10 protein-coding genes are annotated in these 12,997 nt (G+C 74.6%); 6 read left to right on the forward strand and 4 right to left on the reverse strand.

The features are described from left to right. Positions 1-224 precede the first annotated feature (224 nt). From ACZ4Z1_RS16680 to ACZ4Z1_RS16695, 4 genes are all read right to left on the reverse strand, one after another. The gene (locus ACZ4Z1_RS16680; RefSeq protein WP_073761776.1) at positions 225-341 is read right to left on the reverse strand and encodes a SapB/AmfS family lanthipeptide; all 117 of its coding nucleotides are present in this window, start codon (positions 339-341) and stop codon (positions 225-227) included. Positions 342-490: 149 nt separating this feature from the next. Further along, complete coding sequence (lanKC, locus tag ACZ4Z1_RS16685) at positions 491-3,148, reverse strand: class III lanthionine synthetase LanKC (RefSeq protein WP_468487328.1); 2,658 nt, start codon at positions 3,146-3,148, stop codon at positions 491-493. 152 nt (positions 3,149-3,300) lie between these two features. Then, a complete protein-coding gene (locus ACZ4Z1_RS16690) occupies positions 3,301-3,570 on the reverse strand; it encodes a ferredoxin (RefSeq protein ID WP_468487329.1) in 270 nt (89 codons plus the stop codon). 7 nt (positions 3,571-3,577) lie between these two features. Beyond that, a complete protein-coding gene (locus ACZ4Z1_RS16695; protein ID WP_468487330.1) occupies positions 3,578-5,029 on the reverse strand; it encodes an aldehyde dehydrogenase in 1,452 nt (483 codons plus the stop codon). 188 nt (positions 5,030-5,217) lie between these two features. Between ACZ4Z1_RS16695 and ACZ4Z1_RS16700 the strand changes: the two genes are divergently transcribed. From ACZ4Z1_RS16700 to ACZ4Z1_RS16725, 6 genes are all read left to right on the forward strand, one after another. Further along, entirely contained in the window at positions 5,218-6,300 is a 1,083-nt protein-coding gene (locus ACZ4Z1_RS16700; protein ID WP_468487331.1) for an MBL fold metallo-hydrolase, read from the forward strand. 459 nt (positions 6,301-6,759) lie between these two features. After that, entirely contained in the window at positions 6,760-8,082 is a 1,323-nt protein-coding gene (locus tag ACZ4Z1_RS16705) for a prenyltransferase/squalene oxidase repeat-containing protein (protein WP_468487332.1), read from the forward strand. Beyond that, the gene (locus ACZ4Z1_RS16710) at positions 8,082-8,801 is read left to right on the forward strand and encodes an SCO2322 family protein (protein WP_468487333.1); all 720 of its coding nucleotides are present in this window, start codon (positions 8,082-8,084) and stop codon (positions 8,799-8,801) included. The genes ACZ4Z1_RS16705 and ACZ4Z1_RS16710 overlap by 1 nt, the downstream gene beginning before the upstream one ends. Continuing rightward, a complete protein-coding gene (locus ACZ4Z1_RS16715; protein ID WP_468487334.1) occupies positions 8,774-10,009 on the forward strand; it encodes an energy-coupling factor transporter transmembrane component T family protein in 1,236 nt (411 codons plus the stop codon). The genes ACZ4Z1_RS16710 and ACZ4Z1_RS16715 overlap by 28 nt, the downstream gene beginning before the upstream one ends. Beyond that, on the forward strand, positions 10,006-11,874 hold the full coding sequence (locus ACZ4Z1_RS16720) for an ABC transporter ATP-binding protein (RefSeq protein WP_468487335.1): 1,869 nt from the start codon (positions 10,006-10,008) through the stop codon (positions 11,872-11,874). The genes ACZ4Z1_RS16715 and ACZ4Z1_RS16720 overlap by 4 nt, the downstream gene beginning before the upstream one ends. After that, the gene (locus ACZ4Z1_RS16725) at positions 11,871-12,791 is read left to right on the forward strand and encodes an ECF transporter S component (RefSeq protein ID WP_468487336.1); all 921 of its coding nucleotides are present in this window, start codon (positions 11,871-11,873) and stop codon (positions 12,789-12,791) included. Before ACZ4Z1_RS16720 ends, ACZ4Z1_RS16725 begins: the two co-directional genes overlap by 4 nt. Positions 12,792-12,997 lie beyond the last annotated feature (206 nt).

Raw genomic sequence — 12,997 nt, forward strand, 5'->3', positions numbered from 1 at the left:
TGGGGCGCTCGGCGGCTGACGGCCGCTGAAGTGGGGGGGGGGGGGGGGGGGGGGGGGGGGGGGGGGGGCGGCGGGGGGGGGGGGGGGGGGGGGGGGGGGGGGGAGCTGTTCGGGGGGGGGGGGGGGGGGGTGCGGGGGGGGGGCCCCCCCCCACGTCCGGATCACAACTCCCGGATCAGTTCTACCGGTTCAGGCATTCCGGTAGGGGTGTCCGACCGGTTCGGTCAGAGGCACAGGACGATGCTGGCGTCGCTCCAGCAGAGCAGCAGGCTGGCCTCGCTGCCGCCACCGCCGCCGCCGTGCTCGGGAGCGTCCATCGCCTGGAGGTCGAGAAGTGCCATGACACTTTCCTCTCACTATGGGGACGAAGTTGTACTGGTGTTGCTGTGTTGCTGATTGTGCTGTGTTGCGGGTGTTGCTGCGGTTCCGGGTGGCGGGTCTCCCCGTGACACCCGGTGGTACGGCTCCGGCACGACGGCCGGGGCCGGCTCTAGGGCCGCCGGACCTCCGGGGAGGGCGGTGGCGGGAGGAAGGGCAACTGGACGGGCCGGTCGTGCAGCGCGGCACCGAGGGCCAGCAGGCAGCCCGCCGTCCCGGTCGCCAGGTCCATCGACAGGCGCATCATCTGGTCGCCGGGGAAGGCGAGGTGCTTCTGGTAGGGCACGGCGTACCAGCTCAGGTACGAGATCTGGGCCGCCAGCTCCCCGTCGAGGTCGGCGCCCGGCGTGGTCGTACGCGCCAGGTGCAGGACGCATCCCGCGCGGCCGCGGAAGAGGCCGGGCTGCGCGTAGAAGCGGGACCTGGCGGCGGGCAGGATGGCGGTGCGCGCCTCCTGGAACTCCTCGTCCGCCCGGTGCGCCAGGTAGTCGTCCAGCACTGTCGCGATGCCGACACTGCCGCCGCCGAGGTACGGCAGCGTCCGCCAGCCCTCGTCGACGACCAGGGTGCCGTTCTTGTTCCGTACGCAGCGTGCCAGGTCGCGCCGGAGCGCCTCGGCCGCGAGGTCGAGCAGGCCCGGATCGCCGGTGGTCTCGTACAGCCGCAGGAACAGCAGCGCGGGTCCGCTGGCGCCGCGCAGCAGGCCGGCCCGCTTTCCGCAGGCGTCCAGCCGGTCGGCGGTGTGCCCGGCGGCCTCCAGGGCCCGGTCGCGCAGCTCGCGTTCGCCGCGGGTGCGGGCCAGGTGGTCGAGTGCCAGGCCGACGCCGGCCAGCCCGCCGTGCAGGTCGGGGGCGAGGCGGTGCCACTTCTCGGCGAGGACCCGCTCCATCAGTTCCATGGCCCGCTCGGGGTGGCCCAGCCGGTCCAGGACGCAGGCGACGCCGGACAGCCCGTCGTAGAAGCCCAGCGAGGTGCCGGGAGGAGGCGGGGCGGTCTGCCGCAACAACCACTCCTCGCCTTCCCCGTACCTCCCGGCACCGGTCTCGGCGAGCGCGTACAGCACGCCGGCGGCGCCGTACGCGATCCCCAGTCCGCCGCCGTCCGTGAACTGGGCGATGTCGCCGGGGAAGAGCCGGTCGGTGCGTTCGGGGGTGGCGGAGGCGAGGATGCCGGCGACCATCGCGTCCCGGCTGTGCGGCCAGTCGGCGGGCTCGGCGGGGAGGTAGGGGGTGGGGCCGGTACGGCGCTCGGCGGGCGGGGCGGCCGCCGGTGCGGCCGATGCGGCCGGTGCGGTCTCCGGCGCGGCGGCGGTCTCCGGCGTCCCCTGGATCACGTCCACCGCTTCGGCGAGGAACTCCGCCGGTACGTCGGGGAATTCGTGCGCCACGATCTCGGCGAGGTGCGCGGCCTTGTCCCGGTCGATGACCAGCAGGGTGGTCATCGGCAGGAACAGCGCGAGCCGCAGGCAGGCGAGCGCGTAGCGGTCCACCTCGAAGCCGGTGCGGTCGGCCGGGGCGATGAAGCCGGGGTGCGCCAGCGTCTGCCGCTGGGCCTCGCCGGCCTCCACGGCCGCCTCGAAGTCCAGGAGTTTCACGCCGCTTTCGTCGGGCGCGACCATGATGTTGAACATGTGCAGGTCGTTGAAGACGACGCCGCGGCGGTGCACGGCGGCCACCACGTCCTCGACCGCGGCGTGGATGCCCAGCGCCCAGCGCGTGTAATCGGCCAGCGCGGACGGCTCCGGCGCGGGCCCCATCAGCGGGTGCCGCTCGGCGTAGAAGGAGTTGAGGGTGCGCCCCTCCAGGAAGTCCATGACCAGGAAGCGGTGGTCGTCCAGGGTGAACCAGTCGCGCACCTCGGGCGCGACGCCGAGCCCGGACAGCTTCTCCAGGGCGGCCCGTTCGCGCTCCAGGCGGGTGACGGCGTCGGCGCGGTCGGCGGCCAGCCCGGCGTGCGGGCGGGCTTCCTTGAGCACCACCTTGTCGCCGGTGCGCCGGTCACGGCCCAGATAGACACCGCCGCCGTTGGAGAAGTGCAGCGCCGACTCGATCTGGTACGGCAGGTCGGTGACGGTGGTGGAGTTGCGGGCGGCGAGCTGCGGGGCGAGGAAGTCCGGCAGTTCGATCCACTCCGGCACGTGGAATCTCGGCTCGCGCCGGTCGGGGACCAGCTTTCCCTCGGCGTTCTCGATCGCACCGACCAGGTTGCCGTGCTCGTCGACGCAGTAGCGCCGGGTGAAGCCGCCGTACCGTACGTACAGCGGGCCGTCCTGCCAGCGCAGGTCGCTGAGGATGTACGGGCCCGGCTCGCCGGCCAGCAGCGCGCCCAGCTCCCGCAGGACGGTGTGCAGCTCCTGTTCGTCCGACGGGTAGAGGGTGGCGAACTTGCCGCTGGAACCACGGTCGGCGTACTTGGAGTTGCGCAGGTGCAGCGGGCGCGGACCGGGCACGAACTTGAACGGAATCAGCCGGGCGACGCAGTAGTCCCACACCTGGGACGCCAGCTTCTCCGCGTTGTCGGTACAGGCCGAGACGTGGATCTTCCAGCCCTGCGCGGGCAGTCCGGGACACGGCTGTCCTTCGGCGTCGACCGGATTGACGTGGAGCCAGTCCCCGGAGAGGAAACACCGCCACCCTTCGGGGACTGCGCGCTGCGCCGCTTCGTACAGGGGACCGCGGCCCGACGCGGCTCCGGTCCCGGCGGACAGACGGTCCGGGGTCTCGTAGAAGAATCTGTCGGCGAGACAGTAAACCTCGTACCGCTTGTCCATCGTCTCCCCCCTCGGCGGCGTGGCACAGAGATTTCCACGCCGCCGAGGGGCGTTAACAGTCACAGATGTCACGAGATCACTGTGAGAAGTTCACGGGTTACTGGCGGTACGTACCGGTGGGCGCGCCGCCTCGCACCCGTACCGCGCGGCGGTCACTCCTCCGGCGGGAAGACGGCCTCCCCCGTGGCGGCGAGCGTCACGGTGATCGCTTCGACGGGGCAGCCCTCGGCCGCCGCCAGCACGTCGTCGGACGCCTCGCACTCGGGCCGTACCGGATGCGACTGGCGGGCCGCGTCCAGTTCGAACCCGCCGGGGGCGGTGGCCGCGCACAGCCCGGAGCCGATGCACACGCCCCGGTCGACCGTCACGTGCCAGCGGCCGGGCGCGCCGGTCCCCTCGTCCTTGCCGCTCGTGTCGCGCACGCCGTTCTCACCCCTCCGCCGGCAGGTGGATCATCTTGTGCTCCAGGTACTCCCCGAAGCCCTCGGGCCCGAACTCCCGCCCGATGCCGGAGTTCTTGTAGCCGCCGAAGGGGCCGAGCATGTCGATGCTGAAGGTGTTCACGGAGTACGTGCCGGTGCGCACCCGCCGCGCGACGTCGATGCCGTGCGCGGTGTCCGCGGTCCACACCGAGCCGGACAGGCCGTACTCGGAGTCGTTGGCGATCCGGACCGCGTCCGCCTCGTCCTCGTACGGCAGCAGGCAGATCACCGGGCCGAAGATCTCCTCGCGGGCGATGCGCATGGCGTTGGAGACCTCGCCGAACAGGGTCGGCTCCACGTACCAGCCGGTCTCCAGGCCCTCCGGCCGCCCGCCGCCCGTGAGGACCTTGGCGCCCTCGCGCTGCCCGAGGCCGATGTAGTCCAGCGAACGCTGCTGCTGGCGCCGGGTGACCAGCGGGCCGACCTCGGTCGCCGGGTCCAGCGGGTCGCCCACCCGCAGGGCGGACGCGGCGGCGGCGAAGCGTTCGGCGATCTCGTCGTAGCGCTCGCGCGGCGCCAGGATGCGCGACTGCGCGATGCACGCCTGCCCGTTGACCAGCCACGCGAACGGCACGATGCCCGCCACGGCCGCGTCCAGGTCGGCGTCCGGCAGGATGACGGCGGCCGACTTGCCGCCCAGCTCCAGCGTCACCCGCGTCAGGTTGCGCGCCGCGACCTCCATGACCCGCTTGCCCGCGGCGACCGACCCGGTGAAGGCCACCTTGTCCACGTCCGGGTGCCCGACCAGGTACTCGCTCACCTCGCGGTCCGCCGGGAGGATGGACAGCACGCCCGGGGGCAGCCCGGCCTCGCTCACGATGTCCGCCAGGAGGTAGGCGTCCAGCGGCGTCTCGGGCGACACCTTGAGCACCACCGAACAGCCGGTCAGCAGCGCCGGCGCCAGCTTGGCCGCCGCGGTGAACTGCGGCACGTTCCACGGCACCACGGCCGCCACCACACCGGCCGGCTCGCGCCGCACCAGCAGCGGCCCGAGCGCACCGGCCCGGCGCTCCTCGAACGGGAAGTCCCGGGCGACGGTGAGCGCCGCGTCCCACGCCATCATCGCGGCCAGCGCCTGCACCATCACGCCGGAGGTGTACGGTGTGCCGTTCTCGGCGCTGATGACCCTGGCGATCTCCTCGCTCCGGACGGCGAAGGCGTCCTTGATGCGCGTGACCACCGCGATCCGCTCCGCGAGCGGCGTACCGGCCCACACCCCGGAGTCGAAGGAGGCGCGCGCCGCGGAGACGGCCCGGTCCACGTCGGTCCGCGAGGCGTGCGGCACCCGGCCGATGACCTGCTCGGTGTGCGGCGAGACGACCTCGATGGTGCCACCGCCGGCCGGGTCGGTGAACTCGCCGCCTATGTAGAGCTGTTCGTATTCGACGAGTGCGCTCATGGCTGCCGCCTCCTGCGGGTCGACCGGTGGGTGAGCACGTGCGGGAGTGGTACGCGGATTTTCTGACGCTGCATCAGGACTGATACCAGTTCCAGTTATGCTGGGCAATGCTCGGCACGGGGGGCCCGGTGGCACGGTGGCCCGGTACGGGGGCGCGGCGCGTCCGCGCGGAAGCGGAGGTGCGGGGGATGACGGCAGCGGCCCGGACCGGAACGACGGCGGACGGACCCCGGGTGACCGACCACCGGGGCGGCGTCTGGTCGATCGCCGTCCCCATCCCGGACAACCCGCTCGGCCACACCCTCGTCCACCTCCTGGAGACCGCCCGGGGACCGGTCCTCGTGGACACCGGATGGGACGACCCGGACGCCTGGGACACCCTCACCGCCGGGATCACCGCCTGCGGCTTCGAGGTCACCGACCTGTACGGCGTCCTCCTCACGCACCACCACCCCGACCACCACGGCCTCTCCGCCCGCGTACGGGAGGCGTCCGGCGCGTGGCTCGCCATGCACGCGGCGGACGCCGCCGTCGTACGCCGCACCCGGGAGGCCGAACCCGGCCGGTGGCTGGAGTACCTGATCACCAAGCTGGCCGCGGCCGGCGCGCCCGACAGCCACCTGGCACCGCTGCGCGCGGCGCGCACCCGGGGGCAGGTGCGCGACCTGCCCGGGCAGCGGGCCGCGCTGCCCGACCGCGACATCGTCCCCGACGCGCTCCTCGACCTGCCCGGCCGCCGGCTGCGCTCCGTCTGGACCCCCGGCCACACGCCCGGCCATGTGTGCCTGCACCTGGAGGAGGACCATCCGGCGCGGCGGCCCGGCCACGGCCGGCTCTTCTCCGGCGACCACCTGCTGCCCGGCATCAGCCCGCACATCGGGCTCTACGAGGACCCGGACGACACGACACCCGCCGACCCCCTCGGCGACTACCTGGCCTCCCTGGAACGCGTCGCCCGCCTCGCGCCCGCCGAAGTGCTCCCCGCCCACCAGCACGCCTTCACGGACGCGCCCGGCCGGGTGCGCGAACTCCTCGCCCACCACGAGGAACGGCTCGCCGGCCTGCGCGCGCTGCTCGCCGTACCCCGCACACCGTGGCAGCTCGCCGAGGCCATGGAGTGGAACCGGCCCTGGGAACGGATCCCGTACGGGTCGCGGAACATCGCCGTCTCGGAGGCGGAGGCGCACCTGCGGCGACTGGTGCGGCTGGGGCTGGCGGAAGCGGTGCCCGGGGCGTCGGGGACGGAGCCGGTGACCTACCGGGCGGTGTGAGAGGGCCGACGGGAGCGCCTGCCGGCCCGTACCCGGGCCTCCCCCGCCCCGCCGGTTAAGGTGTGCGAGACAATTTCATCCCGTGCCCGATCGGGGGAAGCCGGTGGAAATCCGGCGCTGACCCGCAACCGTGATCCGGGACGTACGGCACCGCCGCACCGGCCGCCGCCGGGACCGTGAACAGGTCCCGCGCCGAGGCCGCCCGCACGGCGCCCGTACCTCCCCGGCAAGCCGGAACACCCGCTGGGGCACGAACCAAGGCTCCCGCCACCGCAAGGCCGCGCCTCCTCGCGCGGACGCCCGGTGCGCGGCACCGTCGAGGTATGCGGAGCTGAGCCCGGTGCCACCGCGGCCGGTCACCGACCGGCGGGCGGCGGGGCGTCCGAGTGCGGCTGCGCACCCACCGCAGCACCCACGACCCGCCCACCGCGGCGAACCGACCCGAGAGGCACCGACCCGATGGCCACCACGGCTTCCCAGGCTCCCCTGGCCCCCAGGGCTTCCACGGCCCCCACCTTCGCCGCCCTGGCGCGGCGCGCCGCCGCGGCGCTGGCCGGGGCCGCCGTGCTGTGCGCGGCCGGTGTCCCCGTGGCGGCCGCCGACTCCCCCGCGCCCGCCGCCAAGGCGTCGAAGCTGCCCGACGGGCTGTACGGCACCAAGGACCCGCAGTACGACGGCGTGTGGCGGCAGTCGCTCGCCCTCCTCGCGCAGCGCACCGTCGGCGTGCGCCCGTCGGTGGCGGGCGTCGACTGGCTCGCCGGCCAGCAGTGCTCCGACGGCGCCTTCGGCGCGTACCGCGCCGACCCGTCCAAGGCGTGCGACGACAAGACGATGCGGGACACCAACCAGACGGGTGCGGCGGTCCAGGCGCTGGCCGCGCTCGGCGGGCACGACGATGCCGTACAGAAGGCCGTGAAGTGGCTGAAGTCGGTGCAGAACGACGACGGCGGCTGGCCCTCGATGAGCGGTTCGCCCAGCGACGCCAATTCCACCTCCGTGGTGATCGGCGCGCTCAAGGCGGCGGGTGAGAAGCCGGAGTCCGTGCGCAAGGGCGGCAAGTCACCGTACGACGCGCTCGTCGCCTTCCAGCTGGGCTGCGACGCGAAGGAGGGGGAGCGCGGCGCGTTCGCCTTCCAGCCCAAGGACGGCAAGCTGGCCCCGAACGCGGACGCCACGGCCGCCGCCGTGCTCGGCGGGCTGGGCGACGGCTTCGTGGTGGACCCGGCGGGCAAGGACGTCAACCAGCCGGTCAAGCCCCTCAAGTGCGCCGCGGGCGAGGACGCGGAGCGGGACCCGGAGCAGGCCGCCGAGGGCGGCGCGGCCTACCTGGTCTCGCTGCTCGACGCGGGCGGGCAGCACCTGAAGTCCGCGATGCCCGGCGCCGGGGACCAGCCCGACGTCGGCAACACCGCCGACGCCGTCGTCGCGCTCGCCGCCGGCGGACACGGTGCCGCCGCGCAGCAGCCGCTGAAGTGGCTGGAGAAGAACTCCGCGAACTGGGCCAAGGAGGCCGGCCCGGCCGCGTACGCGCAGCTGGTGCTGGCCGCGCACGCCGCGGGCGCCGACCCGCGCCACTTCGGCGGCGCCGACCTGGTCGCGCAGCTGAACGCCACCGGTCCCAAGCCGGCCGGCAGCTCCGCGCCGTCCGCCACGCCCGAGAAGGACGCGAAGGACCAGGACGAGCAGGGCGCCGGCGTGTGGTGGATCTTCGGCATCGTGTTCGTCGCGTGCGTGGGCGTCGGGTTCCTGATCAGCGGCCGCCGGAAGAAGAACGACCTCTGATGCGACGTCCGCCGTTCCCCCGCCCCGCCCGCCTCCTCGGCGCCCTGGCCCTGGCCGGTACGGTCACGGGCCTGGGCGCGGCGCCCGCCCAGGCGCAGGAGTACCGCTACTGGTCCTTCTGGGACGGGCCCGCCGCCGGCGCTCCGGTCTCCGCGGACGGCGGCTGGTCGTACGCGACCGAGGGCCCGGCCACCAGCCGCCCCCGGGACGGTGCCGTGGCGGGCTTCCGCTTCACCGTCGGCGCCGACTCGAAGGCGGCCGGCCGGCCGCGCCACGCCGCGGACTTCACCGCGATCTGCGGGAAGACCCCCGCGCAGGACGGCACCAAGCGCGTCGGCCTGGTCCTCGACTTCGGCACGAAGGCGGAGGCACCGGCCGGGGAGAACCCGCCGCCGGTCCGTACGGAGTGCGCGCGGCTGCCCGAGGACGGGACAGTCGGTGACGCGCTGGCCGCCGTCGCGGGGCCGCTGCGGTACGACGCGAGCGCGCTGCTGTGTGCGGTCTCCGGATATCCGAAGGCGGGCTGCGCGGAGAAGGCGGGGCGGGGTTCCGGTGCGCCGGAGCCCGGGGCCTCCGAGGACGCGTCCGCGTCCGCTTCCGGTGAGCAGGCGGACGACGACGATGCGGGCGGCCCCTCCGCCGGACTGATCAGTGGCATCGCCGTCGTGGTCGTCCTGGGCGCGGCGGCCGGGTGGCAGGCCCGCCACCGCCGCCGGTGAGCGCCCGCGTCCCCCGCGCCACCCGCTCCACCGCACTGCACGCGGGTGCCTGGTGGCTGTGGGCGCTGGGCCTGGCCACCGCGGCCTCCCGGACCACCAATCCGCTGCTGCTGGGCCTGCTGATCGGTGTCGCCGGATACGTCGTCGCGGCGCGCCGCACGGACGCGCCGTGGGCCCGCTCGTACGGCGCGTTCCTCAAGCTCGGCCTGCTGGTGATCGGCATCCGGCTGGTCTTCGCGTTCTTCCTCGGCTCGCCCGTCCCCGGGACGCACACCCTGGTGATGCTGCCGGAGGTGCCGCTGCCCGAGTGGGCGCGCGGCGTGCGCATCGGCGGCCGGGTCACGGCCGAAGGCATGCTGTTCGCGTTCTGCGACGGGCTGAAGCTGGGCACCCTGCTGATCTGCGTCGGCGCCGCGAACGCGCTCGCCAGCCCTGCACGCCTGCTGAAGTCACTCCCCGGAGCCCTGTACGAGGCGGGGGTCGCGGTCGTCGTCGCGATGACGTTCGCACCCCACCTCGTCGCCGACGTCCAGCGGCTGCGGGCCGCGCGCCGGCTGCGCGGCCGCCCGGACCGCGGCTTCACGGCGCTGCTCCAGGTCGGGCTGCCGGTCCTGGAGGGCGCGCTGGAACGCTCGGTGTCGCTGGCGGCGGCGATGGACGCGCGCGGTTACGGCCGTACGGCCCAGGTACCGCCCGCCGTACGGCACACCACCACCGCGCTCACCCTCGGCGGCCTGCTCGGGGTCTGCGCCGGTACCTACGGGCTGCTGGCCGACACCGGGGCCGCGTACGGCCTGCCGGTGCTGCTCGCCGGGCTCGTCGCGGCCCTCGGCGGACTGTGGCTGGGCGGCCGCCGGTCCGTACGCAGCCGCTACCGCCCCGACCGGTGGGGCGTGCGCGCCTGGCTCGTGTCGGGCTCCGGCATCGCGGTGGCCGCCCTGATGATCTGGGCGAACTCCTACGACCCGGCCGCCCTGCACCCGCCCGCCGTCCCGCTCACCGCCCCCGTCCTCCCGCTGTGGCCCGCGGCCGGGGTCCTGGTGGGGCTGCTCCCGGCGTTCGTCGCGCCGCTGCCGCCGCGGGCGGCGGAGGCCGGGCCGGGGCCGGGGACCGGGCCGGGGCCGGGGGAACCGGAATCCGCCGGACGGGTACGAGTAAGGAAACCATCGGCGCAGGGCGCGCCGCACACGAAGGAGTCCCCCCAGTGATCCGCTTCGACCAGGTGTCGGTCACCTACGGGGACGCGGCGGAACCCGCCGTCCAGGGCATCGACCTGACCGTCCCGGAAGGCGAACTGTGCCTGCTCGTCGGCCCGTCCGGCGTCGGCAAGTCCACCGTGCTGAACGCCGTCTGCGGCCTCGTACCGCACTTCACCGGCGGCACCCTGCGCGGCCGCGTCACCGTGGCCGGCCGCGACACCCGTACCCACAAGCCGCGCGAACTGGCCGACGTCGTCGGCACCGTCGGCCAGGACCCGCTCGCCCACTTCGTCACCGACACCGTCGAGGACGAACTCGCGTACGGCATGGAATCGCTCGGCCTGGCCCCGGACGTGATGCGGCGCCGCGTCGAGGAGACCCTGGACCTGCTCGGCCTCGCCGACCTGCGCGACCGCGCCATCACCACACTCTCCGGCGGCCAGCAGCAGCGCGTCGCCATCGGCTCGGTGCTCACCACCCATCCCAAGGTGCTGGTCCTGGACGAGCCGACCTCCGCCCTCGACCCGGCCGCCGCCGAGGAGGTGCTCGCCGTACTGCAACGCCTGGTCCACGACCTCGGGACGACGGTTCTGCTCGCCGAACACCGGCTGGAGCGCGTCGTGCAGTACGCGGACCAGGTCATCCTGCTGCCCGCGCCCGGCGCACCCCCCGTCGTCGGCGCGCCCGCCGACATCATGGCCGTCTCCCCCGTCCACCCGCCGGTGGTGGCCCTGGGCCGGCTCGCCCACTGGTCCCCGCTGCCGCTCTCCGTACGCGACGCCCGCCGCAAGGCATCGTCGCTGCGCGAGCGGCTGGCGGGGGTGGAGCCGGGGGGTACGGGGGACGCGACGGTGACAGGGGGCGGTACGGGGTCGGGTACGGGGGCGGGGTCGGCCGGTGTCGATCCCGGGTTCGGGGACGGGGTCGGTACCGGTACCGGTGCCGGTACCGGTGACAGGGGTGCCCGTAAGCGTCCGAGCCGGTGGCGCCGTCGCGATGCCCGTCGCGATACCGGTACCGGCGCCGATGCTGATTCCGGTTCCGGTTCCGGTTCCGGTTCCGGCGGGCCGTCCGCGCCGGTACCCACGCCGCTTCCGTCCGCCGCCGGCGCCCCCCTCGCCGCCGAGGCCGCAGGCCTCTCCGTACGGCGCGGCCGGATCGACGCCCTGCACCACGTCGGCCTGACCGTACGCGCCGGCGAGACGGTCGCCCTCATGGGCCGCAACGGCGCGGGCAAGTCCACCCTGCTCACCACCCTCGTCGGCATGCACGAGCCCGCCGCCGGCTCGGTGCGCGTCGGCGGCGCGGTTCCGCACCGCACCGCACCGCGTACGCTGCTGCGCCACGTCGGCCTCGTCCCGCAGGAGCCGCGCGACCTGCTGTACGCGGACACCGTCGCCGCCGAGTGCGCCGCCGCCGACCACGACGCGGACGCCGCCCCCGGCACCTGCCGTGACCTGGTCACCCGGCTCCTCCCCGACGTACAGGACGGCACCCACCCGCGCGACCTCTCCGAGGGGCAGCGGCTCGCCCTCGCGCTGGCCGTCGTACTGACCGCCCGCCCGCCGCTGCTCCTGCTCGACGAGCCGACCCGCGGCCTGGACTACGCGGCCAAGGGCCGGCTCGTGCAGCTGCTGCGCGGGCTGGCCGCCGAGGGCCACGCGATCGTCCTGGCCACCCACGACGTGGAGCTGGCCGCGGAACTCGCCCACCGCGTCGTCATCCTCGCGGACGGCGAGGTCGTCGCGGACGGCCCGACCGCCGAGGTCGTCGTCTCCTCGCCCGCGTTCGCACCGCAGGTCTCCAAGGTGCTCGCGCCGCTGCCGTGGCTCACCGTGCCCCAGGTCGCGCACGCCCTGGAGGCCACGGCATGATCCGTACGCTCCCCTCTCCGCCGGACCGGCAGGCGCGGGCCGTGCGACTGGGCCCGCGGGCCGTCGCCGCGCTCGTCCTCATCTCCGCGACGGGCGTGATGGCCTTCGGGTGGCCGCTGCTGGCGGACTCCGCCTCCGGCCTCGCGCACTCCAAGGACGCGCCGTGGCTGTTCGCGGCGCTGCTGCCGCTACTGCTCGCCGTCGTCGTGGCCACGATCGCCGACACCTCGGCGTCTTCGGCGGCGGGCGGCGCGCCCAGCCTGGACGCGAAGGCCATCGCCATGCTCGGCGTGCTGGCCGCCGCGGGCGCGGCGATGCGTCCGCTGGGCGCGGGCACCGCCGGGATCGAGCCGATGTTCTTCCTGATGGTGCTGGCCGGGCGGGTGCTGGGGCCGGGCTTCGGCTTCGTGCTCGGCTCGGTGTCGATGTTCGCCTCCGCGCTGCTCACGGGCGGGGTGGGGCCGTGGCTGCCGTTCCAGATGCTGTCGATGGGGTGGGTGGCGATGGGCGCGGGCCTGCTGCCCGGCCCGGACCGGCTGCGCGGCCGCCGCGAACTGGCCGTGATCGCGGCGTACGGCGCGATCTCCGCCGTCCTGTACGGCCTGCTCATGAACCTCCAGGGCTGGCCCTATATCGGCGGCCTGGGCTCGGGCGTCTCCTTCGTGCCGGGCGATCCGCTGCCCGACAACCTGGCCCGCTTCGTGGCCTACTGCCTGGCCACCTCACTCGGCTGGGACCTGCCCCGCGCCCTGGTCACGGTCGTCCTCACCCTCACCCTCGGCGGCACCCTCCTCAAGGCCCTGCGCCGCGCCACCCGCCGCGCGGCATTCGACGCCCCGGCGACGTTCGACGCCCCGGCGGCACCCGGACCGGGACCGCACGGGCCGGAGCCGTCCCCAGGGCCGGAGAAGCCCTAGCGCCGGTCCTCCGTAGCACCCAAACGCCTCCGTAACACCCAAAAACCACTCCAGCCCATTACGCACTCATCACACACCCGGCACGTTGCCCCGTTTCCCTGTGACCCCACCCACAGGACTTCCGTCCCCTACGACCGCCCTTCGTAGTCCCGCTCCTCCCCTTCACCCCCTCCGATCCGCTCCGATCCCCTCCCTCTCGGGCCGGG

The organism is Streptomyces sp. NPDC030165 (genome assembly GCF_055573595.1).